The sequence below is a fragment of the Acinetobacter sp. neg1 genome, from assembly GCF_000788125.1.
Taxonomy (GTDB): Bacteria; Pseudomonadota; Gammaproteobacteria; order Pseudomonadales; family Moraxellaceae; genus Acinetobacter; species Acinetobacter vivianii.
On record NZ_JSZD01000014.1, the window covers coordinates 18648 to 44874 of the forward strand.

At 42.7% G+C, this 26227-nt stretch carries 22 protein-coding genes and 4 tRNA genes; 15 read left to right on the plus strand and 11 right to left on the minus strand.

Annotation, left to right across the window (positions count from 1 at the left end):
• Window positions 1-56 precede the first annotated feature (56 nt).
• On the plus strand, window positions 57-1160 hold the full coding sequence (locus PJ15_RS09675; protein WP_047430263.1) for an SDR family NAD(P)-dependent oxidoreductase: 1104 nt from the start codon (window positions 57-59) through the stop codon (window positions 1158-1160).
• Between the two features lie 60 nt (window positions 1161-1220).
• Here PJ15_RS09675 and PJ15_RS09680 read toward each other — a convergent pair whose 3' ends face one another.
• Both PJ15_RS09680 and PJ15_RS09685 read right to left on the minus strand, forming a co-directional pair.
• Entirely contained in the window at window positions 1221-2108 is an 888-nt protein-coding gene (locus PJ15_RS09680; RefSeq protein WP_004776098.1) for an SDR family NAD(P)-dependent oxidoreductase, read from the minus strand.
• A gap of 255 nt (window positions 2109-2363) precedes the next feature.
• A complete protein-coding gene (locus PJ15_RS09685; RefSeq protein WP_047430266.1) occupies window positions 2364-3641 on the minus strand; it encodes an O-acetylhomoserine aminocarboxypropyltransferase/cysteine synthase family protein in 1278 nt (425 codons plus the stop codon).
• 299 nt (window positions 3642-3940) lie between these two features.
• Between PJ15_RS09685 and ettA the strand changes: the two genes are divergently transcribed.
• Both ettA and PJ15_RS09695 read left to right on the plus strand, forming a co-directional pair.
• The gene (ettA, locus tag PJ15_RS09690; protein WP_004776096.1) at window positions 3941-5602 is read left to right on the plus strand and encodes an energy-dependent translational throttle protein EttA; all 1662 of its coding nucleotides are present in this window, start codon (window positions 3941-3943) and stop codon (window positions 5600-5602) included.
• A 184-nt stretch (window positions 5603-5786) separates the two neighbouring features.
• A complete protein-coding gene (locus PJ15_RS09695; RefSeq protein ID WP_005260030.1) occupies window positions 5787-6380 on the plus strand; it encodes a hypothetical protein in 594 nt (197 codons plus the stop codon).
• Window positions 6381-6525: 145 nt separating this feature from the next.
• Here the strand turns inward: PJ15_RS09695 and PJ15_RS09700 are convergent, their stop codons facing one another.
• Complete coding sequence (locus tag PJ15_RS09700) at window positions 6526-7218, minus strand: hypothetical protein (protein WP_047430269.1); 693 nt, start codon at window positions 7216-7218, stop codon at window positions 6526-6528.
• A gap of 147 nt (window positions 7219-7365) precedes the next feature.
• Between PJ15_RS09700 and PJ15_RS09705 the strand changes: the two genes are divergently transcribed.
• The 7 genes from PJ15_RS09705 (at window position 7366) to PJ15_RS09735 (ending at window position 15811) form a co-directional block, all read left to right on the plus strand.
• Window positions 7366-7764, plus strand: coding sequence for a cation efflux protein, CzcI-like (locus tag PJ15_RS09705; RefSeq protein WP_205620024.1), 399 nt, complete (start codon window positions 7366-7368; stop codon window positions 7762-7764).
• Window positions 7765-7998: 234 nt separating this feature from the next.
• Window positions 7999-8175 carry a hypothetical protein gene (locus tag PJ15_RS18620; RefSeq protein WP_171248585.1) on the plus strand — a complete coding sequence of 59 codons (177 nt, stop codon included), beginning with the start codon at window positions 7999-8001 and terminating at the stop codon, window positions 8173-8175.
• A gap of 181 nt (window positions 8176-8356) precedes the next feature.
• On the plus strand, window positions 8357-8755 hold the full coding sequence (locus PJ15_RS09715; RefSeq protein WP_205620025.1) for a cation efflux protein, CzcI-like: 399 nt from the start codon (window positions 8357-8359) through the stop codon (window positions 8753-8755).
• Between the two features lie 53 nt (window positions 8756-8808).
• Window positions 8809-10230 carry a TolC family protein gene (locus PJ15_RS09720; RefSeq protein WP_047430279.1) on the plus strand — a complete coding sequence of 474 codons (1422 nt, stop codon included), beginning with the start codon at window positions 8809-8811 and terminating at the stop codon, window positions 10228-10230.
• Entirely contained in the window at window positions 10230-11471 is a 1242-nt protein-coding gene (locus tag PJ15_RS09725; protein ID WP_047430282.1) for an efflux RND transporter periplasmic adaptor subunit, read from the plus strand. The genes PJ15_RS09720 and PJ15_RS09725 overlap by 1 nt, the downstream gene beginning before the upstream one ends.
• Entirely contained in the window at window positions 11461-14628 is a 3168-nt protein-coding gene (locus tag PJ15_RS09730) for an efflux RND transporter permease subunit (protein ID WP_047430285.1), read from the plus strand. The genes PJ15_RS09725 and PJ15_RS09730 overlap by 11 nt, the downstream gene beginning before the upstream one ends.
• Window positions 14629-14872: 244 nt before the next feature.
• Window positions 14873-15811 carry a cation diffusion facilitator family transporter gene (locus PJ15_RS09735; RefSeq protein WP_005260015.1) on the plus strand — a complete coding sequence of 313 codons (939 nt, stop codon included), beginning with the start codon at window positions 14873-14875 and terminating at the stop codon, window positions 15809-15811.
• A 32-nt stretch (window positions 15812-15843) separates the two neighbouring features.
• Here the strand turns inward: PJ15_RS09735 and PJ15_RS09740 are convergent, their stop codons facing one another.
• On the minus strand, window positions 15844-16182 hold the full coding sequence (locus PJ15_RS09740) for a hypothetical protein (protein WP_005260013.1): 339 nt from the start codon (window positions 16180-16182) through the stop codon (window positions 15844-15846).
• 218 nt (window positions 16183-16400) lie between these two features.
• Between PJ15_RS09740 and PJ15_RS09745 the strand changes: the two genes are divergently transcribed.
• Complete coding sequence (locus tag PJ15_RS09745; protein ID WP_047430288.1) at window positions 16401-18020, plus strand: hypothetical protein; 1620 nt, start codon at window positions 16401-16403, stop codon at window positions 18018-18020.
• Window positions 18021-18193: 173 nt separating this feature from the next.
• Entirely contained in the window at window positions 18194-19132 is a 939-nt protein-coding gene (locus PJ15_RS09750; RefSeq protein WP_047430291.1) for a hypothetical protein, read from the plus strand.
• A 56-nt stretch (window positions 19133-19188) separates the two neighbouring features.
• Here the strand turns inward: PJ15_RS09750 and PJ15_RS09755 are convergent.
• The 7 genes from PJ15_RS09755 to PJ15_RS09785 all read right to left on the minus strand — a co-directional run bounded on the left by PJ15_RS09755 (window position 19189) and on the right by PJ15_RS09785 (window position 23358).
• Window positions 19189-19264: transfer RNA gene (locus tag PJ15_RS09755), tRNA-Glu, on the minus strand.
• A 96-nt stretch (window positions 19265-19360) separates the two neighbouring features.
• A tRNA-Glu gene (locus PJ15_RS09760) sits at window positions 19361-19436 on the minus strand.
• A gap of 212 nt (window positions 19437-19648) precedes the next feature.
• Window positions 19649-21055 carry an amino acid permease gene (locus PJ15_RS09765; RefSeq protein WP_047430293.1) on the minus strand — a complete coding sequence of 469 codons (1407 nt, stop codon included), beginning with the start codon at window positions 21053-21055 and terminating at the stop codon, window positions 19649-19651.
• Between the two features lie 111 nt (window positions 21056-21166).
• Window positions 21167-21242 (minus strand) — tRNA-Glu (locus PJ15_RS09770).
• A 63-nt stretch (window positions 21243-21305) separates the two neighbouring features.
• Window positions 21306-21381 (minus strand) — tRNA-Ala (locus PJ15_RS09775).
• Window positions 21382-21439: 58 nt separating this feature from the next.
• The gene (gene gltX, locus PJ15_RS09780; protein WP_047430296.1) at window positions 21440-22948 is read right to left on the minus strand and encodes a glutamate--tRNA ligase; all 1509 of its coding nucleotides are present in this window, start codon (window positions 22946-22948) and stop codon (window positions 21440-21442) included.
• Window positions 22949-23052: 104 nt separating this feature from the next.
• On the minus strand, window positions 23053-23358 hold the full coding sequence (locus PJ15_RS09785; protein WP_004776077.1) for a hypothetical protein: 306 nt from the start codon (window positions 23356-23358) through the stop codon (window positions 23053-23055).
• A gap of 405 nt (window positions 23359-23763) precedes the next feature.
• Here PJ15_RS09785 and PJ15_RS09790 point away from each other — a divergent pair, with 405 nt between their 5' ends.
• The 3 genes from PJ15_RS09790 (at window position 23764) to PJ15_RS09800 (ending at window position 26218) form a co-directional block, all read left to right on the plus strand.
• Window positions 23764-24759, plus strand: a complete 996-nt coding sequence (locus PJ15_RS09790) for a sulfate ABC transporter substrate-binding protein (RefSeq protein ID WP_047430299.1) — start codon at window positions 23764-23766, stop codon at window positions 24757-24759.
• A 197-nt stretch (window positions 24760-24956) separates the two neighbouring features.
• The gene (gene rsmH, locus PJ15_RS09795; RefSeq protein ID WP_004776074.1) at window positions 24957-25877 is read left to right on the plus strand and encodes a 16S rRNA (cytosine(1402)-N(4))-methyltransferase RsmH; all 921 of its coding nucleotides are present in this window, start codon (window positions 24957-24959) and stop codon (window positions 25875-25877) included.
• Between the two features lie 2 nt (window positions 25878-25879).
• Complete coding sequence (locus tag PJ15_RS09800) at window positions 25880-26218, plus strand: cell division protein FtsL (protein ID WP_005227681.1); 339 nt, start codon at window positions 25880-25882, stop codon at window positions 26216-26218.
• Window positions 26219-26227: the final 9 nt, after the last annotated feature.

Sequence of the window (26227 nt, forward strand, 5' to 3'; positions counted from 1 at the left end):
ATTGAGTGTACTCCATCCTTTAGCCTGTGCCTACATTCAATCAAAAGGCATGTGAAATGGACAATAACAACTTAAGCATTCAGCAGAATAGACAAATTGCATTGGTTGCAGGCGCAACTGGATTTATTGGCCGATATTTAGTTTTGGAGCTCTTGAAACAGGGGTATTCGGTCTTTGCTTTGGTTCGGAATCAGGCTGAGCAGCAAGAAACACTGACGCATTGGCTTACCCAGAAAAATGTATCTTTGCATCACCTGGCTTTTATTCAGGGAGATGTCACTCAGGCAAATCTTGCCATTCATCCGCAAGATTGGGAAAAGCTAAAATCTGTGAATACTTTATATAATAGTAGCGCGTTGTTTGCATGGAATCTGGGTATGCAGCAAGCACGGGCTGTTAATGTTGAAGGCACATTGAATTTATTGACGTGTGTACATCAGCATTGTGACTTAAAACGGGCAGTGCATGTGTCTGGTTATATGCTAACGCTGCTTGACCATTTACAACAGGCAGGCGTCTGTCTCGAACAGCCTGACAAGACGGAGTGGCAAGCTGTTTATCAGCGCTTAGGTGCCTATGAAGCTTCTAAGATAGAAGCGCATTTTGCATGGATACAATGTGCACAGCACTTATCTGTGGACTGGACTGTGATCCATCCAGCGACTGTGTTAGGGGATGATATTTCAGGTGAAATTCCTTTAAATCAACCGATTGCCCAAATGGTTAATTTACTAAAACGCAAAAAAATGAGTGCACTTCCTGCAACAGCACAGCATTATCTGCCTTTGATTCGTGTCGATGATTTATGTCAGATAATGGTAAAGGCATCGCTGGATCAGGATTTGGCAAACCAAGCAATGTTAGTCGTCAGCGAACATCATCTTGCTCTGCATCAATTGACCCATTTGATTGCGGACCAGTTACAGGTCACTGCACCTACACGACATGTCCCGATTGGCTTATTGACGTTCATTTTAAAATGGCAATGGTTGGCGAGAAAGCTGGAATTATCTACGGAAATGTTAAATTTCCTTAGAACTGAGCCCTTGGAACAAACAGTTTTACAGCAATTTCAGCAGCGGTGGCAGATTTCAACGGGCAATCTCGAACAAGCAATTCGTAAAACCACTGACTGGGTTAATCATACGACTCATTCCTGATTTATTAAAAAAAACAGCCAATCAAAAGATTGGCTGTTTTACTCAACTCGAAAAAAGAGATTACCAGTGTTCACCTGGGAACAAGCGGGCATAAGCACGTTGAACCAGATTGAGTTTTTCTTGTTTGCCGACAGAAGCGGTAGAGCTCGGGAACAGGTTATAGCCAATCGACATGAGGATGTTGTTGACATCTGGTGCAATCGCATAAGTAATCGAAGCAAGGCGACCTAAGTTGGTTGCGATTTTCTTCGGACGTTTTACGATGGCATAAGCAATCAGGTCAGCAGCTTCTTCTGGTGAAAGCGTAGGCACATATTTATAAATCTTGGTTGGCGCAATCATTGGTGTGCGTACCAAAGGCATATAAATAGAGGTAATTGCAATTTTATGTGAATGCACTTCAGCAGATAAACAACGGCTAAATGCATCCAAAGCTGCTTTTGATGCAACATAGGCCGAGAAGCGAGTGGCATTGGCAAGCACACCAATCGAGCTGATATTAATGATCTGACCATCTTTGCGTTGCATCATATGCGGCAAGATATTGAGAACCAGACGAACTGCACCGAAGTAATTTAACTGCATGGTACGTTCGAAGTCATGGAAACGATCAACCGATTCATGCACAGCACGACGGATTGAACGGCCAGCATTATTTACAAGAATATCAATATGATCGACCGCAGCCAAAATTTCTTTTGAAACTGCATCAATTGATTCCATCTCATTGAGATCACATGGAAAAACAGAGGCTTTTCCACCTTCAGCTTCGATTTCTGCTTTTACCTCATCTAACTTCTCCTTGGTGCGAGCGAGCAATAAGACGTGGGCACCTGCTTGCGCAAGATATTTTGAAACTGTTAAACCAATACCACTTGATGCACCAGTGACAATGATTGTTTTACCGTCGACTTTTTGCTGAAAAAGTTTTTTGAGTTTTGCATTCATGTAAGTATCCTACATTCATCACGAATAATGCTGTTGTGTGCAATGCTGTCCTATATCGCTTAACACTGCAATTTATTTTGGTCTAATATTAACCGATCTTTTTGGTTTGTCTAGTGTAAATATCTGAAAAATAATAGATTTTTTAGAGTAAAAACTCTAAAACAAGGTCTTGTATTAGTTGAAAAAGCAATCATATTTTTAAAGTTTTGCACAAAAAATAAGCCCCTGTTCTGGGGCTTGTTGATTTCATTAAAATTAAACTTGGGCAAGGGCCTGTTCAAGATCTGCAATCAGGTCATCAACATGCTCGATCCCGATCGATAAACGGACTAAATCTTCACTGACACCTGCTGATTTTAGCTCCTCTGCATTGAGCTGGCGGTGGGTTGTGGTTGCAGGATGGCAAGCCAGACTTTTGGCATCACCGATATTGACCAAACGGGTAAATAACTGCAATGCATCAATAAAGCGAGTGCCACCTTGTAAGCCATCTTGTACCCCAAAAGAGAGGATGGCAGAAGGTTTACCTTTCACATACTTTTGCGCCAGATGATGCTGTGGATGATCTTTGAGACCCGCATAATTCACCCATTTTACTTTTGGATGTTGTTTTAGATATTCAGCAACTTTTATGGCATTTTCAGTATGACGTTCCATACGCAGATTTAAAGTTTCCAGCCCTTGCAAGATCAGGAACACGCTGAGCGGACTGATTGCAGCCCCTGTATTACGTAACGGCACCACACGGGCACGAGCGATAAAGGCGGCTTCACCTAAGGCTTCGACATAATTGACGCCGTGATAGCTTGGATCAGGTGTATTCAAAGCTTTAAAGCGCTCAGGATATTTGCCCCAAGGGAATTTGCCACTATCGACAATCACGCCTCCGATGCTGTTGCCATGTCCGCCAATATATTTGGTTAGGGAATGAATCACGATATCAGCACCGAACTCGAAGGGCTTTAATAACGCAGGGGTGGCCACCGTATTGTCGACAATCACAGGCACGCCGTATTCATGTGCAATCTTGGCAATGGCTTCAAGGTCAATAATATTACCAAGTGGATTACCAATCGACTCAACAAAGACCAGTTTGGTTTTGTCGTCAATAATCTGGTGTAAGGCCTCTGGATTTTGATAATCAAAGAAACGAACTTCGATGCCTTGCTTTGGCAGCGTGTGGGCAAATAAATTATAAGTTCCGCCATATAAGGTTGAGACCGATGCAATATTGTCACCTGCTTCGGCAATGGTTTGAATCGCGTAGGTAATAGCAGCCATACCTGAGGCTAAAGCCAAAGCGCCAATGCCACCTTCCAGTGCTGCAATGCGTTGTTCGAGCACGGCAGTGGTTGGGTTCATAATGCGGGTATAGATATTGCCCTGAACTTTTAAGTCAAATAGATCTGCACCATGTTGGGTATTATCAAAGGCATAAGAGGTCGTTTGATAAATTGGCACGGCCACAGCTTTGGTGGTGGCTTCTGGTGAATATCCCGCATGAATGGCTAAAGTTTCATCTTTATAGGTCATGATTACATCATCTACGTGAGTTAAATAATCATCGAGTCTAGCCTATATTTTATCCACAATGGTGCATAAATTTTGCGCTCTATAGTGTTTTTAGTGATATAGCACGGTTGATCTGAAGCAGATGAATTTTTTATCCACTGTAAATCATTCAGGCCTGTAATGTCTTGAAAAAGAAAATCCTTTGTTGAAGCCAAACAAATGCCAACTTAACTTCAAGTCAATGGGGTTTCAGCGTATAATATGCCAGATATTTTTTCGCTTATTTGCGATGTACTGGTTTTTCAATTGAGGAGTCCTGCGTGGCCCAATATATTTATACGATGAACCGAGTGTCTAAAATGGTTCCGCCGAAGCGCGAAATCTTAAAAGACATCTCTTTATCATTTTTCCCAGGCGCAAAGATTGGTGTGCTTGGTTTGAACGGTGCAGGTAAGTCAACCCTTCTCCGTATTATGGCTGGCGTAGATAAAGATTTCTCAGGTGAAGCTCGTGCACAACCAGGAATCAAAATCGGTTACTTAGAACAAGAGCCACCACTTGATCCAACTAAAGACGTTCGTGGTAACGTTGAAGATGGTGTACGTGAAGCACTTGACGCTTTAGAACGTCTTGATCAGGTTTTTGCTGAATATGCTGAACCAGATGCTGATTTTGATGCGCTTGCGAAAGAGCAAGAAAAATTAGAATCAATCATCCATGCATGGGATGCACACAACCTCAATAACCAGCTTGAAATTGCTGCTGATGCATTGAACCTTCCAGCGTGGGATGCCGATGTATCATTGCTTTCAGGTGGTGAGCGTCGTCGTGTTGCATTGTGCCGTTTATTGCTTTCTAAGCCAGACATGTTGCTTCTAGACGAACCGACGAACCATTTGGATGCTGAATCAGTATCTTGGTTAGAACGTTTCTTGAAAGATTTCCCTGGCACAATCGTTGCGATTACGCATGACCGTTATTTCTTGGATAACGTGGCTGAGTGGATTCTTGAACTTGACCGTGGACATGGTATTCCTTACCAAGGTAACTATTCTTCTTGGTTGGAACAAAAGAATGCCCGTCTAGAGCAGGAACAGAAACAAGAAGAATCTTTTGCTAAAGCATTGAAAAAAGAACTTGAATGGGTTCGTTCAAATGCCAAAGGCCAGCAAAAGAAAAACAAAGCGCGTATGGAACGTTTTGAAGAGCTTAACTCTAAAGAATTCCAACAACGTAATGAAACATCTGAAATCTACATTCCACCTGGCCCACGTTTGGGTAACAAAGTTGTGGAAGTGGAAGGGATCAGTAAATCATTCGATGGTCGCTTACTCTATGAAAACTTGACTTTCACTGTACCTCCTACAGCGATCGTGGGTATTGTTGGTCCAAACGGTGCGGGTAAAACCACTTTATTCCGTATGATGACTGGCGAACAGCAACCAGATACGGGTACTGTGACTTTAGGTGAGTCAGTTAAAGTGGCTTACGTAGGTCAGATTCGTGACACCTTGGATAACAACAAAACGGTTTGGGAAGAAGTTTCTGGCGGTTTAGATATCCTGAAAATTGGTGATTATGAAATCGCATCACGTGCTTATATCGGTCGCTTTAACTTTAAAGGTCAAGACCAGCAAAAACGTGTAGGTGAATTGTCTGGTGGTGAACGTAACCGTTTACAACTTGCGAAGATCTTGCAGATGGGCGCAAACGTGATCTTACTGGATGAGCCATCGAACGATTTGGATATCGAAACTTTACGTGCACTTGAGGATGCAATTCTTGTATTCCCAGGTACAGTCATGGTGGTATCGCATGACCGTTGGTTCCTTGACCGTATTGCAACGCACATCTTGTCGTTTGAGAACGAACAGCCAGAATTCTACACAGGTAACTATGCAGAATACGAAGCTTACCGTCAGTCACGTTTAGGTGATGATGCATCTCAAAAACGTACAAAATACAAAAAAATTACGGGTTAATCTTCCGTGAATAAAAAAACCAGCCTGAGGGCTGGTTTTTTTATTTTATAGGTCATCAAAAATATTAAGTAATAAGGATCTAAAATTCCCTAAAGTCATTGAATTTATACTTATATTTTTAATTTATTAAGATTAATATTAAGACTCAATTTATTAAAAGGTAAATATACCTTTCTGGAAAATTATGAAAAAAATTAAACTTTATTCTATTGCCTTAGGGGTAGCTGTTGCGACGCAACTTACTGGATGTCTTTCAGTAAAATCTTATGTTGATCCAGCTTATAAGTCTGTTACCTATTCGGATATTAAAAGACCCGCTCAGCCTATTCCTGTAGTTTTAACGACTGAATTTCAGAGAAATGGAGTGGTTATTCCGAAAGCAGGTAAAGAATTACAATCGGCAGTCGAGCGCAGTTTAAGAGCAACGGGTGTATTTTCCCCAATAGCTCAGTCTAATGGCGATAAGCAGGCAAAATTACATTTAACCGCGAATAATGTGGCTGATTTGGGTGAGGCTGCAGGCAAAGGCGTTTTAACAGGTTTGACTTTTGGTGCTGTTGGTAATGCAATTGCTGATAAATATGAGTTTAAATTTAACTATATTGATGCTCAAGGCAAAGAAACATCTCAACGTTACCCTCATATGATTTTAACAACAGTTGGAAATAAAAAAGCTCCTGTTGAAAACGTACAACCAATGTCGATCAATGAAGCATTCAATAAAGTTGTTGATGATGTTGTAATACGTTTTTCTTATGATCTACAAAAACAGCAGTAAATATTTAGGCTGAATAAATAAGCCATTTGGAATTATATTCTGCCACCTAATATTTAGATAAAAACCAGCCTTCAGGCTGGTTTTTTTATATTCATTAAAAATTGGGTAGATCAGCAGGGTATATAAAAAAGCCAATGCTCGACGTTTAATTATTAAATTCACCACGTAAGTCAGACCACATCAGTGATGGAACAACGGTAATCACATCGAAAGTCATGGCAAATGGATACAGCACCATGCGGGTCGCCTTTTTCACAGGATGCTTTTTGGTAATTTTATTTTCCTGTTGCAGAATAATTGGATAAGGTTGCGCGAGTGTCTTCTCAACCTTTTTAGCATCTTGCGTTTGATAGAGTTGGCCTTTGAAGAAAATATTGATATACGGATAAGGCGCTGTCTGTTGATTGTGAATAATATTAAAATTTTGTCTAAAGCCTAGAGACTTTAATAAATTTTTTTGCGCGTCATTTAAATCTACCATACGCGTGTTATAGCGAATTTGTAATACACCATGAAAATGATTCGGATCATCCATCGTCAGTACCAGTGGGGAAGGGCTGGTCAGACTCCGTTGATCTGCTGGAATCGCATGTAGTAATTTGGACAGCTCATCGCTACCTTCAGTCATTAAATAATTGAAATCCTGACCTATAAAAACAATACCTTGTTCTTGCTGATTCTGAACAGCCTGACCTAAAGCAAGGATTTGATCTTTTGCTAAAGTGATAGTCTCGGTTCGTGTGGTTTCATTGGGAAGTGCTTGTGAAAGCAATGTTGTGGCACAAGCACTCAAGTTTAAACAGGCGACAGCAATCAGGGCAGAAAATAATTTATGCATTATGGGAACTCAAATCAGAAATTCATTTTTCTAAAGAAAAAACTTTTTTAAATCAGTCTTAAATTGACCGAACATTGTTTTGTAATTTTATTACATTGGCATCGCTTGCTATAGTGCCTTTGTGCAATTTACTGTAATGGTGCGCTGTTGCAACGTTCGATCGTTTTTATGACCCTCTTGCTAAGCTTGTTCATGTTCCAAGGTTTCTGGAATGTGGCGGCAGCATTTTGCGCGCATGAAAAGTCGGGCCAGTATAGTGAACTCAACCATTTTGGGCATCATGCTCCTGAAAAGAATCATGGTTCTGCAACGCATTCATCTTCTGCTGTTCAGGATAATGCGAATGTCGCCTCATCTTTAAATTTGCAAGATCATCATGATCATTTACCATCCTGCTCTTATATGGTGGTGATGCAAACCCAGCAACCGTGGAATGCCCCTGTTTTGCGGTCGCATGAGACCGAACATAATTATGACTGGTCTAACGCTTACCAGTCGCCGCACTTATCCGGATTAAATCCGCCTCCGATATTGACCTCGCTATAGGTGAGGTAGCCCCAAAATAACTCACTAGAAATATATCTATTTCAATGGGTTGTTTGTCCTTAATCAAACGCTTGAAAGATTCGAACGTGTATTGATCACCAGTGCATTCTTGAGACTTTTAGCATCTCCAAGTTGTTTCTGAATCAAGCGTTATTGAAGATGAATTCACCCTCACTCTGTTTCTAAATGATGGAAATGGAGCATGAATCCACAGATTTAAATAAGGTGAATGTTATGTCTTTTAAATTAAATACAGCAGTATGTGCTTTGGTTTTATTGGTTTCAGCAAGCTGGGCCAATGCAGATGGTGGTTTGATTTTTCTGGAAAAGAATCTACAGGCTCAGCAACAAGCCAAAGCCAAGCTAGAAAATTATATTGAGCATAAGCAGTGTAAACAGACGTGTAAGTAATTTATTTTAATGGGAATGGAAGCGGCTGAATAAGTTTGGTCGTTTCCTGCTTTTAAGCTGTGATCGCATTATGATTTCGCCTTAAGCTGGGATTTTGTAGTTAAATCAGAACATGTAATTTTATTACATCTGCTTTACTTGCTATAGTTCATCCGAGCAATTTTTGTCTAAAGAGTAAACTTTGCGTCGTTCTACTATTTTCATCACCGTCTTGCTGAGTTTGTTCATGTTTCAGGGTTTCTGGAATGTGGCGGCAGCTTTTTGTGCGCATGAAAAATCGGGCGAGTACAGTTCATTCAATCATTTTGGGCATCATGTCCCAGAAAAGTCTCAAGTTTCTGCTCAGCATGCTGTTGTTGTCGACCAAGATGCTTCTGATTTGCCGATGCCTTTAAGTTTGCAGGATCATCACGATCACTTGCCGTCCTGTTTTCATGTGGTGGTAACGGAAGCCCAGCAACAACTGGATGAACCGATTTTACGGATGCATCAGGCAGAACAAAAATATTACTGGTCTAACTCGTATCAGTCTCCACATCTCTCTGGATTAAATCCGCCCCCTGTATTGACCCCGCTATAGGTGGGGTAGCCGAAAAATAGCCCACCGTAACCTTATTATTTGCGGGGCTTTATATGTCTTTAAATTTAAATCAGCGTATCTATGCATTGCAAAAAAATGCATCAGACAATCATGCGCATTCATCCTCATTTAAATGGTCAGCGTTAGCATTTGCACTAACAGCTGTGCTTTTTAGCCAGTCTGCAACAGCAGCGTCTTTGCTTGATGCCAATCAGGCTTCAACTTCAGTGGCACAGCGGAATGTGAACTTTGAACAAGTCTTGCAAGATGTGAAACAGCATCAGGCGGGTATTGGTGTCTGGCAAACCCAGCAAAGCATTGCCGAGGCCAATGTTAAACAAGCACGTTTATGGACAAATCCCAGTATTTCGATTCAGCAAACTGATTTTCGCTCAGGTAAAGATAAGGAACTGGAATTTGGTCTTTCACAAAAGCTCGATGTTTTTGGCGAACGTCGCGCAGCGGTGAAACTCGCTGATGTGCAAGCTTCCCAAGTTGGTCTGAATCAAGAGCTATACGATGCGCAACTCGAATTAGCGGTGAAATATTTGTGGTCACAAGTCGTGGTTCTTGAGCTAGAGCATGACGTTGTTCGGGCACAGCTAAAAACCAGTCAGGCGACTTTGGATGCGACGCGTTTAAGACTTCAGGCGGGGAGTATTGCACAGGTCGATTTAGACCGTACCTTGATGGCACATATTGAAAATCAACGGTTATTTCAGCAAACCGAACTGGCGCTGGCGACAGCAAAGCGTCAACTAGCAAATTTATGGGGCAGTACGGACAATCGTTTCTCTGCTCAGGTAAGCAATGTCTGGCCGCAACAAAAAGATTTGCAAGCTTATGTGCAGAACAACTTATTTGAGCGAGCGATTCAGCTCGATATTGTGCGACAAAAAGCCAATATTGATTATTTAAAAGTTTCTAACCGACCAAATCCGACGGTCAATTTAGGCATGGTACAAAGCAAAAGTGCGGAAACCAATTCAACAGATAACAAGTTCAGAGTCGGCATTGATATCCCATTGAATATTTTCAATCGCCAACAATATTCATTGCGGATTGCCAACGCCAAACAGGATTTGCTGGTCAAGCAGCAACAGTTTTATAAGCAACAAAACCTAAATGCCATTCAGACCTTAAGTGCAGAGTTAGCTGGCCTGAAACAACAGTTTGATCTGGTGAATCAGCGACAAATTCCATTGTCTGAAACGGTGCAGGAAAAAATGCTGCTCGGTTTCAAAGTGGGTAAATATGCCATTACCGATGTACAGCAAGCCACCATGCAACTGCAAGAGCAACGCCTGAATAAAGTGCAGTTACTTAAAAGTGCATGGCAGAAACAGATTGAGGCAGAGAGTCTGGCACTGGGTATAGAACCTAGTGTGGTGAGTTCAAGCGATGCCTTAAATCAGATCAATCAAAACCTTTGGAAAGAGACCAGTAACCTTCCCGCTGTTGTAGGAGCAGAATAATGTCGACGAATCAATCTAAGAAACAGTGGTTTTGGGTCATCCTTGTCATGGTGGGCGGTTTGGTACTCAGTGCACTGCTATTTTTCTCTGGAAAAAATAAAACAGGAGAGGATGCAGCAGCTTCAAAGGAGCATGAGCATGCCGAAGGCGAAGAGGGGGGGTATACTGAGGGGGAAGCAGGACATGGTGATGAAAGTGAGGAAGGCAGCTTAAATCTGACACCAAAACAGATGACTGAATATGGCGTAAAACTGGCTCAGGTGGGTGTCGGAGAAGTAGGGCAGCAATATGCATATCCTGCGAAACTGGTGCCAAATACCGATCAACAAGCTCATGTTTCTGCAACTTTTGCGGGACGAGTAGAAAGTGTCAATGCTGCACTCGGCGAACAAGTAAAGAAAGGACAGGTTCTCGCGACCTTGTTTATTCCAGAACTGGTGGATCAACAAGCCAATTTAAGTATTGCTCAGGAAGCTTTAACGCTTGCCCAGCAAGATTATCAGCGTGAAAAGCAACTTTGGGAACAAGGCGTATCTGCACGTCAGGATTACCAGCGTGCTTATAATGCTTATCGTCAGGCTCAGATTCAGGTACAAGCGGCTCGTAGTCGTTTATCTGCTTTGGGAGCATCGAGTGGCAGTCAAGGTCGTTATGTATTGACTGCACCTTTAAGCGGGATTGTTAGTCTGAAAGATATTGTGGTGGGTGAGCAGATTACGCCAGATAAGCAATTGTTCGTGATTGACCAGCTTGATCAGCTTTGGATTGAATTTATTTTACCCAGCGTGAATAACATCAACATACAGCCAAACCAGCAGATCGAATTTAAGTCACTGCAAACCAGCAATACGTTTAAAGCACAAATTCAGACTTTAACCACAGCAGCAGATACCCAAACGGGACGTTTACAAGTACGTGCCAAAGTTCTCACACCTGCCAAAGAACTACGACCGAACTTGATGGTTAATGTTCTTTTGGATGGCACAGAGAAAAAACCCGTCCTGCGTGTTGCCAAAGCCGCGATTCAGCAGATCGAAGGTAAAACGACTGTTTTTGTAGCCAAGCAGGAAAAAGATAAATTGCATTTCACCCCAACCCCTGTACAACTGGGCAATTACTCAAGTGATGGGCAATGGGTCGAAATTCAATCAGGCCTGACTGAAAAACAGCAATATGTCAGTCAAGGCAGTTTCCTTTTGAAATCTGAGATGGAGAAGGGAGAGGCCGAGCATGGACACTAAAGATAATTTAGGACTTCCACCTGCGGAAGGCCTATTCGACCGTATTATTCAATTTTCCATTCGCAATGCGATTTGGGTGATGCTGTTTGTGGTGGCATGGATCGGCGTCGGGATTTATAGCTATCAGAAACTTTCCATTGATGCCGTTCCTGACATTACCAATGTGCAGGTACAAATCAACAGTCAGGCAGGTGGATTTACTGCGCCCGAAGTTGAGCAACGGATTACCTATCCGATTGAAAATGCCATGTCTGGGATTCCAAATCTGGAGCAAACCCGTTCGATTTCCCGTTATGGTTTATCCCAAGTTACGGTGATTTTTAAAGACGGCACGGATATTTACTGGGCGCGTCAGTTGATCAATCAACGCTTGCAAGAGGCCAAAAGTGCCTTGCCTGACGATATTGATCCGCAAATGTCGCCGATCTCCACAGGTTTAGGCGAGATTTATCAATGGGTGGTCAAGGCCGAACCAAATGCCAAAAAGGCTGATGGTACGCCGTATCAAGCGATGGATTTACGTGAAATTCAGGACTGGATTATTCGTCCTCAATTACAACGCGTTGCGGGTGTGGCGGAAATCAATAGTATTGGCGGTTATAACAAAACCTATGTAGTTTCTCCTGATCTGAAACGTTTGCAACAACTGCAAATTCCCTTAACTGATTTGCAAACGGTGTTGTCTGAAAATAACGAAAACCGTGGTGCAGGCTTTATTGAGGAAAATGGGCAGCAGCTTACTGTTCGTATTCCTGGGATGTTGAAGACCGTTCAGGATATTGAAAATGTCACGGTCAGTACCAAAAATGGTTTGCCGATTCGTGTGGCCGATGTTGCAACGGTTTCGATTGGGCATGATCTTCGAACAGGTGGCGCGACCTATAACGGTGAAGAAACGGTACTCGGGATCGCGATGATGATGATGGGCGAGAACAGTAAATCCATCGCTCAGGCATTAGATCTCAAGATGCAGGAAATCAAACGGTCATTGCCTGAAGGGGTGATAATCGAAACGGTGTATAACCGTAGTCATCTGGTGGATAAAGCCATTAAGACGGTTGCTAAAAACCTGATTGAAGGCGCAATTCTGGTTATTGTGATTCTGTTTGTGTTCCTTGGTAATTTCCGAGCTGCATTGATTACCGCCTGTATTATTCCGTTGTCGATGCTGTTTACCCTAACAGGTATGGCAGAGCAGAAAATCAGTGCCAACCTGATGAGTTTGGGGGCACTGGATTTCGGAATTATTGTCGATGGTGCGGTGGTGATTGTCGAAAACTGTATTCGACGCTTGGCCGAAGCACAGCACCATAAAGGCCGATTGCTCACACGTTCTGAGCGTTTTACCGAAGTGTTCTTGGCAGCGAAGCAAGCGAGACGCCCGCTGATCTTTGGACAAATCATCATTATGGTGGTGTATTTGCCCATCTTCGCCCTCGCTGGTGTAGAGGCGAAAATGTTCCATCCAATGGCGATGACAGTTGTATTGGCACTGATTGGAGCCATTATTTTATCGGTGACCTTTGTTCCTGCGGCAGTGGCTTTATTTGTCACTGGCGAAGTGAAAGAGAAAGAAAGTCGCTGGATGGCTGCACTGAAACGTAATTATGAGGCCTTATTGGATAAAGCCTATGCTTTCCGTTATGTCGTGGTCGCTGGTGCAGTGAGTATTTTGATCCTCACGGCTGCGATTGGTTCTCGTGTAGGAAGTGAATTTGCACCACAACTCAGTGAAGGTGACTTTGCTTTACAGTTAATGCGTGCGCCGAGTACAGGCATTGAGGAGTCGCTCAAGATTCAGGAAAGTGTTGAGAAGCAACTCCTTGCAGAGTTTCCTGAAATTAAAGCGATCTTTGCACGTACAGGTACTGCGGAAGTGGCAACAGATGTCATGCCGCCGAATATTTCTGATGCAGTGGTGCTGTTAAAGCCCCGTGATCAATGGCCTGACAAGTCGGAAAGCATTGATGAACTGCGTACCCGTATGTTGGCTTATGTGGAAAAAATCCCAGGCAACAATAGTGAATTTTCTCAACCGATTGAACTTCGTTTCAACGAGCTGATCTCAGGTGTGCGTAGTGATATTGGGGTGAAGGTTTTTGGCGATGATATGCAGGTATTAAACCAAGAAGCAGAAAAGGTGGCTCAAACGCTCAGAACGATTACTGGGGCGAGTGAAGTCAAAGTCGAACAAACTGATGGCTTACCGCTACTCAATGTCGATATTGATCACGAACTTGCTGCGCAATATGGCTTATCGGTCAAATCCATTCAGGATCTAGTCGCCGCGAGTATTGGTGGACAAAGTGTCGGGCAGATTTTACAGGGTGACCGTCGTTTCGATTTTGTGGTGCGTTTAGATGATGTAATGCGTACCCCGCAGCAGTTAGCCATGTTGCCGATTCAGCTCCCGAATGGTGGTCTGATCAAGCTGCAAGATGTAGCGAAAGTTGAAAATATCTTGGGTCTGGCACAACTGAGCCGTGAAAATGGTAAACGCCGTGTTGTGGTAACCACCAACGTTCGAGATCGTGATTTGGGTTCATTCGTCGGTGAGATGCAGCAGAAACTGGCACAGCAAAAATTACCAAGCGGTTATTGGCTCGGCTATGGGGGGCAGTTTGAAAATCTGGCTTCTGCCAAAGCCAGAATGCAAATTGTTGTGCCACTCGCATTGCTGATGATTTTCATTCTGCTAATGGCGGTCTTTAATAATTTTAAAGAAAGTTTATTGGTGTTTAGTGGTGTGCCATTTGCCTTGTCTGGCGGCTTGGTTGCGCTGTGGCTACGCGATATTCCATTGTCGATGTCCGCAGGCGTAGGCTTTATTGCCTTATCGGGTGTCGCGGTACTGAATGGTCTAGTGATGCTGAGTTTTATCAAGGAGTTGAGAGAACAATTTGATATTCATTATGCTACATGGCATGGCGCCGTATTACGCTTGCGTCCGGTATTAATGACGGCCTGTGTGGCGTCGCTGGGCTTTATTCCCATGGCGATTGCCACGGGTACGGGCGCGGAAGTACAGCGTCCATTGGCGACGGTGGTGATTGGCGGGATTATTTCATCCACCTTACTGACTTTGCTGATTTTGCCTGTGGTGTATCGCTGGATGAATGAGAAGTTCTCTGAGCACACATCAGACATTTATAAGTGAGAGGTATTGGATTAACTTTTGAAGAATCAAAAGTAACAAAAATCCTTTGTTGGTCTGACGGCACTTCAGTGATGCCGCAGATCAACAGGCGGCATTCATGCCGCCACCACGATCGTAAATATAGGTTAGAGATTGGATCGAGAAAGATTTTAGGACAATTCGTTGCACTTCATTCATCCTATTCATCGATGATTTGAGATAGTGTAGAAAGAAAGTTGAATTTAAAAATTATAAGGAGTCCAACATGAGTGGACATCAAGGGCATGACCATAGTCATGCAGTTGTTACGGAAGGTAATGCCAAAAAACTTACGATTGCATTGGTGCTGACCACAACATTTTTAATTGTCGAATTTGTTGCAGGTTTAATCACTCAAAGTTTGGCTCTGCTGTCTGACGCAGCGCATATGTTTACCGATGCAGCGGCTCTGGCCATTGCATTGGCAGCGATCCAGATTGCCAAACGCCCAGCAGACAATAAGCGAACCTTTGGTTATCAACGCTTTGAAATTCTGGCGGCATTGTTTAATGCTTCCATGCTGTTTTTTGTGGCGATGTATATTCTTTATGAAGCCTATCAGCGCTTTACCCAACCTCCTGAAATCCAGAGTTTGGGCATGTTGATCGTGGCTTCAATCGGTCTGGTGATTAACCTGATTTCGATGAAGATTTTAATGTCGAGTGCTTCTGAAAGCCTGAATATGAAAGGTGCCTATTTAGAAGTATTGAGTGATGCTTTGGGTTCGGTCGGTGTCATTATTGGTGCGGTGATTATTTATTTCACCAACTGGTATTGGGTCGATACCATTATTGCTGTTGCGATTGGTTTCTGGGTCTTGCCAAGAACGTGGATTTTACTCAAGCAGAGTATCAATATCCTGTTAGAAGGTGTACCAGAAGAAGTCGATGTCGAGAAACTACGCAATGATTTGCTGGCACTTGAAGGGGTGGAAAGTATTCACCAGTTAAAAGTCTGGGCGATTACCTCAAAGAATATTCATCTGACCGTACATTTGTTTGCACCGAATGCAGATCGTAATCAGCTATATCGTACTGCAACCGAGATGCTATCGCATGAACATGGTATTGCCGAGGTGACACTCCAAATCGAAGATGATGCAGAAATGAATTGCGAACATACGCATCAACATGCTGAGGAACATGGTCATTCACATCAGCATTAGGCTGATGTGAATATTAATGCTGTGATGCGCTATTAATTCTGCCATTCATGGTTGCAGTCACGGCATTTCCAATGCTTTTGCGCTTGCATAAATGCTTGCATCGAAATTTTGAAATCTGGCAGATCACGCCAGAATAAAACCCCTGCAATCACACAGACTGCAAAAACCACAACCGTTGCGATTTGGAGGGTTTGTCCAGCACCATTACCGAAAATCCACATCCCAATGCTGATCAGCACTAAAAACAGTAAGATAAAAATCGCAGGCACTAAAAGCACCAGACTTTTTGGCACATTCGGGCGCGGGCTGTTGGCACCCTGACTCGCAGGCATAATTTTCACGCTTTGGCATTTAGGGCAACGGTATTGCATAGAGGGTTCCTATTCTGTTTTGTCCATTTTAGCGAAATTTATGTAAAAGCAAAAATGCTGAGCGATTCAAATACATAACTTTACTTATTTGTGGCGTTGAGCCTCTGTGATGAGGATTGCAAATATGGAACTACAGCTCGTCTAAAGCTAGTCGCAAAAGCTTCGACAGTCATGTTAATTTGCTGGATGAGTTGGCTGAATAATGCGAAAGGATACGCATGTTACCCACCAAAATTTTAAAGTTACGCTTGTCCCGAATCCAGAAGGGAGCACAGCATCTTTCTACACAAGATAAGTTGATGCTGGTGACATCGGAAAGCCCAGATCTGAGCGCCAATTTTTTATTGCGGCTTTTTAAAATATCTTTGCCCAAGCAATGGAAATTTCATCATGAAAATGATGAAGACATTGTCTATGCCTCACAGTTGATTCAGCTCATTGAAGACGAGTTTATTGAGGCTTATAGCGCTCACGCACGCAAATATGGCTGGTATGAGCAATGCTTGATGTATCAGCTTAATTTTGTCGCCCCACAACCAACCCAACAGCAAATCAATACTTATTTACGTCAGCTGGATCAATGTCTGGATCAGCAACCGAAAATTGAGCTATTAAACTATTTTCAGCAGCATTATCCGTGCGCACCGCATGCCAATGCACTTGCGAAGGCTTATGCAGGTGCAGGGCAATATAAGCAGGCGATTGAGTATTTTGAATGGGCCGCAGCACAATCATCTCAATTTAATGAAGTGGCTTTTTATGCGTATATTCAATGTTTACTCAAGCGTAATCAGCCCGAATATCAATCTCAGGTCAGCGATATCGAATATGCGATTGATCTGCTGGCACGATATCAGAAACCGATTGATCACAAAGCATATCGGAACATCTTGCAGCAGGCAGTCAGCCTACTCTTACCTGAATCCATTCTACAAACGCGGGCGACAGCAACCACTATGGTGGCTGATGTTGGGCGCAGCTTAAATGCTTTGGGAAAAACATTAAATGGCATATGGGGTGGACGGGAACATCATCTACCTTTTAGTCAGGAGGTGATTGCCAGCGCACCACAGCTTTTAAGCGAGCACAGCGTGTTGGCGGGCTTGGCTCAGGCGGAGACGATGCAGAATGCTTTACAACATTCTTTAGGAAAATCGTCTCATCTTACATTTAGGCAGGACCCTTCATTACTCCAGTCCCTATGGCAACTAATGCAACAGGAACCCACAATTCTGGAATTATTGATAGAGCCTGCTCAATATGATCAATTGATAGAGAGGCTTCAGCAGCGCACATCACAACGCAAAGATGCAACACGTTCTGAAAATATTCAGCTCATTCTGCAACACGGTTTGATGGCGTATTTAGGTGAAGTGCGTTTGGATAAACAGCATCCAGAATGCGATGCATTATATGTCCAACGCGAACGTGTGGTGACTGAGATGACTGCTGTTGCAGATTGGTTTTATATGGAAATTTTATCGCCTTATCTTCAACAACAGACTCACCTGTTTAAACAGATCCATGCTGTATGTCTGCAATTAGATGAAACCGCATTAAGTAGTGGATTATTTGCATTACAGTTTGAGGTGCAGCAGCGAGTACAGGATCTTGCGAGCTGGATGCAGACCAAATTGGAAAAGGGCAATACGTTTGAGCACATGCAGGTAGCTTGGGTGGCATTGCGAGAATTACCGAATTTTGAGCAGGCATTTGCCCAACAAAAAGTGCAACAGATTGAGCTGGCATTGGAACAGTATAAGCGTATTCGTTTAAGTCAAACTCAGATACTACAACCTGTTCAAGCCGCAGCGCCAATGAACCCAGATGATGACTAAATTCATGTGATCAGGAGATAAATCAGTGGCCGAAATAAATGAAACTGTGCAACAAAAATACGCAAATTGTCTTGTAGGGCATGATAATCTACAGAAAAACGTCGAATAAGTTCAGAAAGCAGATCGTTGCTCATAAGAAATGAGCCAGTAAGAAAGGGAAGAGGGAGAACATCTTGAATCGACAAGATGATAAAAAAAAGGCGATGTTCGATATTATGCCAGCAGATACAGAGGTATCTGGTGTGAAACCATCATTATCACGTCGACTCATCAATAAGACCTTGCAACACGCACAAGATGCCGTTGAATTTGCCAGTGACACCTCACGCAATATCGCAGGTGTAGCGGATGCTGCTTTAGATGCGCTGGATCAGGTGACGCATCATACCAAGCGTGGTGTGGAAGGGATGCGCAATACGGTTCGAGATATGGTCTCAGAAACCAGTGAGGCTGCACGTCAGGTGGCTTTGGCGATGGCAAGAGCCTCATTGGGCAAAAGTAGTCTTACCTTATACTTGCCAGAAATGTTGCTGAATAACCAGATTCGCAAGCGCATGGATCGCTCAGAGATTGATGATATTAAAATTGAATGCGGCAATGACCGTTTTCATATTGAACTTGATGGACATTACCATCGGTTTTTATATCGGCTTTCACTCGAATTTAATGTCTTGGAATGCCGCATTGGACAAGAAAAATATTTACGCTTACGTCAGGTCGATGAACATCTTGATTTGCAAATCCGTCATGGGGGAACACTCACCAATTGGGCGGCACGTCGAGTGGGCAATGCCAGTTTTGAACTGATTAATTCTTTACCGATTCCTTTTCTGATTAATCATCTGATTCGTGATGTCCCCGGGATTCAGAAAGAAGGTCATCGCCTGTGGTATATCGATCTGGAGGAAGCAGGTTTTATCGATTTCATTAATAACCGTTCGTGGATGGTCGATAAACTATTAAGTCTGACTGATTTTAGTATTTTGCCGGGTTTGAATATTTTGCAAGAAAGTCGTGAACTGGTACAGCAACTGGTTGATCAGTTTGAGATTCGTGGTTTACGCGTGCAATCGGGTCGTTTGGAAGTACAGGTCGGCATTGGCACAGATTAAGAAAGCAAAAGTAGAAAAGAAAAAAGCCACTGTCAATGCAGTGGCTTTTTAGAATTTGGCGTCCCTACGGGGATTCGAACCCCGGTTACCGCCGTGAAAGGGCGATGTCCTAGGCCTCTAGACGATAGGGACTTATCGGAGGAGATTTACTTACAGAATATGAAACATATCGATTGTAAGCCTAAATTCTCAGCAAGATGATTTATCTTTGCCTTTCCTCGAATTTAGTGGCGTCCCTACGGGGATTCGAACCCCGGTTACCGCCGTGAAAGGGCGATGTCCTAGGCCTCTAGACGATAGGGACGTTTCAGAGGTGGGCGTATATTAGGTTGAATTAGGTGGGGTGTCAAACACTTTTCTCAAGAAAAATTAAAAAAACCAAACAAGTGTTTAAAAATAAAACATATCGAGGAATAAATAATCAAAAATAAGCAGTTAAGCTCAAAAATATGAGAAATAGAGTTTTTCCTTAGGCATAAAAAATGCAGCCTGAGCTGCATTTTTTATGTGATCTAATTATTTGCGATTACGATAGAAAATGTAATGGCTCAAATAACATGCTGCAATAAACAGCAAACAACCAATAAAGCCTGCTTGCATCTCAGGGTCAGCTGCCATACTTAGCCCTGTAATGAAACAGAAGATAAAACCCAAGATCGGAACAATCGGGTAAAGCGGCGCAGCAAATTTTAAGTCTTTTGCGGTATGTCCTGCCTTGTACCATTGGCGTCTAAAGTTAAATTGACTCCAACAGATACTCATCCAGACGATGACCATAGTGAATGCAGCAACCCCGAGTAAATTCTTGAAGATTGTCTCAGGCGCAAAGTGTTCTGATAATAAACCTGGAATTGCACCAAACATGGTGACCACCAATGCAATGATTGGCGTACCACTTTTTGACAATCGAGAGAAAACACTTGGCAACTGGCGCTGATCGGATAAAGACCACATCATGCGTGATGCAGCATACAGACCCGAGTTGGCAGCAGAAAGAAGCGCTGTGATAATCACGAAGCGGATAATGTCATCGGCATAAGGAATACCAATGTAATTAAACACAGTCACGAACGGACTGCTACTCACACCTTCACCACCTAAGCCAGCAACTTGGAAAGGAAGGAGTGCGCTGATTACAATGATAGTACCCACAAAGAAAATCAATAAACGCCAGATAGCGGCATTGATTGCTTTTGGCACATTTTCAGCAGGATCCTTGGTTTCACCGGCAGCAACACCAATTAACTCTGTACCTGAGAAGGCAAAGTTAACGATCAACATGGTAGTGAAAATTGGAATTAAACCTTGCGGGAACCAGCCATGTGCAGTCAGGTTGTGGAAGAGTGGGGCTGATTCATAGCCATGAAATGGAATCAGACCAAAAATTGCCAACAAACCGAGAATAATAAAGGCAATAACCGTGACTACTTTGACCAAGGCGAGCCAGAACTCGGACTCGGCAAACATGCGGGTGGAGGTTAAATTTAGCCCCAAGATCGTGACGGCAAAGATAATAGTCCAGATCCACATAGAAATATGTGGAAACCATTCCTGCATCAGTAGAGCAGCAGCGGTAAATTCAGTACCTAAAGTTGCTGTCCAGGTGAGCCAGTACACCCACGAAATCATGTAACCTGTGCCTGGACCAATATATTTTTGAGCGTATGCACCAAAAGATCCAGCAACAGGCATATGTACTGCAAGTTCACCTAAACAGAGCATGACCATATAGGCAATCAGACCGCCTAGGATATAGGCAATAATTGCACCCACAGGTCCAGTTTGAGCGATAACTTCCCCAGAACCTAAAAACAAGCCTGTACCAATCGCGCCACCTAAAGAAAGCATGACTAAATGGCGAGTGCTCATGGCACGCTTTAGCGTTTTTGGTTCTGAATTCGCATTTGAGTTGGAAGATTGCATACGACAATTTGTCCAAGCATAGAGAAGCGGCTATTTTATGTAAAATTCGAAAATGTGCAATCTGCTTGAGGCAAGATTGTGAGAAAAATATAATTATTAGAGTATAGAATATGGCGTCCCTACGGGGATTCGAACCCCGGTTACCGCCGTGAAAGGGCGATGTCCTAGGCCTCTAGACGATAGGGACAGATGAGGCAACACACGGATGACTTGAGCATAACTCTTGCTTTCGTTTCGTATTTCGAAACGATGGTGGAGCCAAGCAGGATCGAACTGCTGACCTCTACAATGCCATTGTAGCGCTCTACCAACTGAGCTATGACCCCAGAATGTGTGAGCGCAATATTAGGGGGAATGCGCCCACACGTCAATCATTAAACTGAATTAAGTCTCACTATTTGCATCATTTTTCGGCAATTTTAGTGATTCATTTAACTTTTCCCAAGCTTTCAGTTCTTTCTTGCTCGGCGCACCCACAATTTCGAGTGCGTGACGTAAACGGGCAAAGGTCAAATCAGGCCCAAGTGTAACCATAGCTTGCATCACAGGCGTCGAACTGGTTGAACCGGCAATGGCGATAAAGAATGCAGGCATGAAGTCACGTACTTTAACTTCCATCTGATTGGCAAGATCCATCAGTGTCTGGCTGACCGTGTCATTATTCCATGTGAATTGGCTTTCTAAACGCCAAATCGCAAACTGTAGGCTTTGACGAACCTGTTCTTCCGTCAGTTTTTTGCTTTCGAACTGTTCTTTGCTGATTTGTGGCATATGGTTGAAATAGAAACCTGCCCAGTTCACTGCTTCAGAGAGTAGGTTGATACGTGGCTGAATGGCAGCTGCAATATCTTCAAGTGTTTGACGGTCGCTCTTCCATGTCAATAAACGGTCTAGAAGTTGTCCTGGTGTCAGGCCTTTAATCCACTGACCATTCAGCCAGTTGAGTTTTTCAACATCAAAGATTGGACCACCAAGAGAAACACGTTGCACGTCAAAACTCTCAATCATGTCCTGTAATGTAAAGATTTCGCGCTCATCTGGCATTGACCAGCCCATACGACCTAAATAGTTCAACAAGGCTTCTGGTAATACACCGATGTCACGATAGTAGTTGATTGAGGTTGGGTTTTTACGTTTAGAGAGTTTTGATTTATCTGGATTACGCAACAATGGCATATGGCACAGTGTTGGCATGTCCCACCCAAAATATTGGTAAAGCAACTGATGCTTAGGCGCAGACGGTAACCATTCTTCACCACGTAAGACATGAGTGATTTCCATTAAATGGTCATCTACCACGTTGGCAAGGTGATACGTTGGCAAGCCATCTGTTTTTAACAGCACTTGCATGTCGACTTGCGCCCATGGAATCTCGACTTCACCACGGAGTAAGTCATTGATTTTACAGATGCCTTCTTCAGGTATTTTCATACGGATGACATGAGGTTCACTCGCAGCAAGACGGTGTTGTACTTCTTCTTCTGATAATTTTAAACCGCGACCGTCATATTTTGGTGTTTCGCCACGTGCCTGTTGTTCTGCACGCATTTGATCTAATTCTTCTGCTGTTGCGAAACAATAAAATGCATGGCCTTTTTCTACCAGCTCAAGCGCATATTGCTTATAAATTCCCATACGTTCTGACTGGCGGTAAGGTGCATGCGGGCCACCCACATCTGGGCCTTCAGACCAGTTCAGACCCAACCAGCGCAAAGAATCCAGAATCATTTTTTCAGATTCTGGTGTTGAGCGAAGTTGGTCCGTATCTTCAATACGTAAAATAAATTCGCCACCATGCTGCTTGGCAAAACATAGATTAAATAATGCGATATAAGCGGTACCTACATGTGGAAAACCTGTAGGAGAAGGGGCAATACGGGTACGGACTTTCATAAATTATCGGAGATTAAATTAAAATTGAAACTATTATAACGAAAAAGCCTAGTCACAACATGACTAGGCTTCATTTAAACATGTGAGGGGCACATATTTAAAAATTATGAGGTATGCGGCTGGAATATGGTTTGAACGAAACGAGAAAAACGCTCATGTTGACTCGCGAAAAAAGTCTGCGTTGGTGTAGTACGAATCGTATTTAACATTTTTAATTCGTCATCGGTTGAAGGCAGCATCGTTGTATTACGTTTTTGCTGATCAAGTGCTTTGACGATTAAGCTTGAAGATGATTTATCAAGCGTTTTTATGTTATTGCTTTCTTTAATTGCTGCTGCGTGTCCAGCTTGAACAGAACATAGCAAAAATAAGCTTATATATGCTGTTTTCTTCAATTTTAATGTTGGCATCGCTAACATTCCCCTCTTGAATTTGAGTCTACAAGACTAACCAAACTACTATAGTATTGCTTTAATAATACGATTTAAACATAAATCTTAATAAAAAAGTAGAACTACGTCACACTTTTTACAAAAATATTAAAATTTGACACATCCTTATCTACATTTATAGCAATATGACTACTTTGTATACAAGCGCAATTTAGCAAGCAAATGTGTAGAAAAAGTGGAGAATGATAATTTTTCTCATTTTAAAGGACAAGTCCTCATCCGCCTACTTTTAATCCAGTCAGTGGGTTTTGAACTTAGCTTAAAAACTGCAAAGTAATAAATTTATTGATATAACCGACTGATTGTAAATTATTTTTAAATAAATATAGTGGTTACAAATGGGGTGGACTGGATAAACAATAAATGAAAACAGTGATTGCAGCGGCATTGTTGGCCTTGGGTTTAAATGGGATGGCACAAGCCGCAACGACTTTTTTAAACGTGTCTTATGATCCTACACGTGAATTTTATCAAGAATATAATCAGGCCTTTGGTCAATACTGGAAACAAAGAACAGGTCAGGAGGTTGATTTTAAACAGTCTCATGGCGGTTCAGGTAAACAAGCACGTTCAGTTATTGATGGCTTGCAGGCCGATGTGGTGACTTTGGCACTGGCAAATGACATTGATGAAATTGCCAATGCTGGTTTAATCCGTAAAGACTGGCAAAAACAGTTTAAAGATAATTCTGCGCCTTATACTTCAACCGTAGTTTTCCTGGTGCGTAAAGGTAATCCTAAAAATATTCGTGACTGGAATGATTTAACCAAAGATGGGGTAGAGATCATTACACCAAATCCGAAAACAGGTGGTGCGCCTCGCTGGATCTATTTGTCTGCTTGGGGCTATGCCTTGAAACAGCCGGGCGGTAATGATACCAAAGCACGGGAATTGGTGAAAAAACTTTATCAAAATGTCAAAGTTCTGGATTCAGGTGCGCGCGGTTCTCTCATGACATTTGCTGAGCGTGGCATTGGCGACGTGTTGTTGTCTTGGGAAAATGAAGCTTTATTGGCAACACAAGGTTTAGGCAAAGATAAATTTGAAATCGTTTATCCTTCAATTTCCATTCTGGCAGAGCCTTCTGTAGCTATCGTGGATAAAACGGTAGATAAGAATGGCAACCGTCAATTGGCGCGAGGGTATTTAAATTTCCTTTACTCACCTTTAGGGCAGGAGTTGGCGGCAAAACATTATTTCCGTCCACGTAATCCTCAGGTTGCGGCAAAATACGCAAAACAATTTCCAAAGATTAAATTATTCAATATAAATGATGTGTTTGGTGGTTGGGCAAAAGCGCAAAAAACACATTTTGTAAATGGTGCAGTTTTTGATCAGATTTATGCAGAAAAACCATAAATTTAATCTTCATTCAGATCAACATAAAAGATTGAAAAGCAAATACTGATGGTGTTTGCTTTTTTATTGCATGAAAAATGACAAGAAAACGGTTTTATCTATGAAAAGTTAAGAATTCTCTACAAAAAGTCGTTTGGTGCTGGCGTAAAACAAGGTGATAATGTGCAGTTACATTTTCAGCTGTTGATCCAATTCTTATGTCGCATATTTCTGTCTTACTTCATGAAACCGTTGATGGCGTATTGGCAGGCCGCGATACTGGTATTTTTGTCGATGCGACCTTTGGTCGTGGGGGACATACCAAGCTTTTATTGTCAAAACTTGATCAAAATGCACGCGTTTATGCTTTTGATAAAGATCCTCAAGCCCTTGAAGTTGCAGCACAATTAGAACAAGAAGATCCGCGTTTTAAAATTATTCATGCCAGCTTCGCAGATATTCAGGCTGAACTCGCTCATATTGGTATTACCGAAGTCGACGGCATTATGGCTGACTTAGGGGTATCATCACCGCAGCTTGACCAAGCCGAACGTGGTTTCAGTTTTATGCAAAATGGCCCGCTGGATATGCGTATGGACAATTCGCAAGGCCCAACTGCTGCAGAATGGCTACTGGATATCGAAGAAGAAAAACTCGCAAACATTATTTACCAATATGGTGAAGAACGTTATAGCCGCCGCATTGCTAAAGCCATTAAACTGGCAGGTGAAATGACAACAACAGCTCAACTGGCAGAAGTGGTTAAAACAGCACATCCAAAATGGGAAAAGCATAAGCATCCGGCAACGCGGACTTTTCAGGCCATTCGTATTGCAATTAACAAAGAACTCGATGATATCGAGACATTCTTGCCGCAAGCGGTTGCTCTGTTAAAACCAACCGCACAATTGGCCGTGATTAGCTTTCATTCGCTAGAAGACCGTTTAATCAAACAATTTATTCAAAAAGAATCGAGTTTGGCCGAAGATTCAGGCTGGGGCATGCCTCAAGCACAGGTTGATACTCGACGTTTAAAGAAAGTTTCTCGTATTCGTGCGAGTGAAGCAGAAGTAAAAGCAAATCCTCGTTCGCGTAGTGCGTGGCTACGTGTGGCTGAGCGTTTAGAGCAAAAAGGCTGAGAATGAACAACAAGAATGATGATGACGTTTTACCAAGCAGCAAAAAGGGACTGAAAAAAGTTGTTGTTTATGCTGTGCTCGTTGCATTGGTATTTACCAGTGCAATGATGGTGGTGTTTCAAGTCTTTGAATATCGTCATGATTATCGTGACTTAAGCGCTTATATGCGTGAAAGAGATGATCTGAATGCAGAGTGGGGGCGTTTGCTGATCGAGCAACAAACCTTTGGTGCGACTGCCCAGATTGGTTCTCGGGCAGTGACACAACTCCGTATGTTCTCACCACCCGCTACGCAAACTGTAGTGATTTCTTTACCTATGACTTCAAAGCAAGATAAATAAGGCATGCTG

Excerpts from the sequence above, each read along its gene's own strand:
- PJ15_RS09675 (WP_047430263.1), top strand. The coding sequence starts at position 57 with ATGGACAATAACAACTTAAGCATTCAGCAGAATAGACAAATTGCATTG.
- PJ15_RS09680 (WP_004776098.1), bottom strand. The coding sequence starts at position 2,108 with ATGAATGCAAAACTCAAAAAACTTTTTCAGCAAAAAGTCGACGGTAAA.
- PJ15_RS09685 (WP_047430266.1), bottom strand. The coding sequence starts at position 3,641 with ATGACCTATAAAGATGAAACTTTAGCCATTCATGCGGGATATTCACCA.
- PJ15_RS09695 (WP_005260030.1), top strand. The coding sequence starts at position 5,787 with ATGAAAAAAATTAAACTTTATTCTATTGCCTTAGGGGTAGCTGTTGCG.
- PJ15_RS09700 (WP_047430269.1), bottom strand. The coding sequence starts at position 7,218 with ATGCATAAATTATTTTCTGCCCTGATTGCTGTCGCCTGTTTAAACTTG.
- PJ15_RS18620 (WP_171248585.1), top strand. The coding sequence starts at position 7,999 with ATGTCTTTTAAATTAAATACAGCAGTATGTGCTTTGGTTTTATTGGTT.
- PJ15_RS09720 (WP_047430279.1), top strand. The coding sequence starts at position 8,809 with ATGTCTTTAAATTTAAATCAGCGTATCTATGCATTGCAAAAAAATGCA.
- PJ15_RS09725 (WP_047430282.1), top strand. The coding sequence starts at position 10,230 with ATGTCGACGAATCAATCTAAGAAACAGTGGTTTTGGGTCATCCTTGTC.
- PJ15_RS09730 (WP_047430285.1), top strand. The coding sequence starts at position 11,461 with ATGGACACTAAAGATAATTTAGGACTTCCACCTGCGGAAGGCCTATTC.
- PJ15_RS09735 (WP_005260015.1), top strand. The coding sequence starts at position 14,873 with ATGAGTGGACATCAAGGGCATGACCATAGTCATGCAGTTGTTACGGAA.
- PJ15_RS09740 (WP_005260013.1), bottom strand. The coding sequence starts at position 16,182 with ATGCAATACCGTTGCCCTAAATGCCAAAGCGTGAAAATTATGCCTGCG.
- PJ15_RS09745 (WP_047430288.1), top strand. The coding sequence starts at position 16,401 with ATGTTACCCACCAAAATTTTAAAGTTACGCTTGTCCCGAATCCAGAAG.
- PJ15_RS09765 (WP_047430293.1), bottom strand. The coding sequence starts at position 21,055 with ATGCAATCTTCCAACTCAAATGCGAATTCAGAACCAAAAACGCTAAAG.
- gltX (WP_047430296.1), bottom strand. The coding sequence starts at position 22,948 with ATGAAAGTCCGTACCCGTATTGCCCCTTCTCCTACAGGTTTTCCACAT.
- PJ15_RS09785 (WP_004776077.1), bottom strand. The coding sequence starts at position 23,358 with ATGCCAACATTAAAATTGAAGAAAACAGCATATATAAGCTTATTTTTG.
- PJ15_RS09790 (WP_047430299.1), top strand. The coding sequence starts at position 23,764 with ATGAAAACAGTGATTGCAGCGGCATTGTTGGCCTTGGGTTTAAATGGG.
- rsmH (WP_004776074.1), top strand. The coding sequence starts at position 24,957 with ATGTCGCATATTTCTGTCTTACTTCATGAAACCGTTGATGGCGTATTG.
- PJ15_RS09800 (WP_005227681.1), top strand. The coding sequence starts at position 25,880 with ATGAACAACAAGAATGATGATGACGTTTTACCAAGCAGCAAAAAGGGA.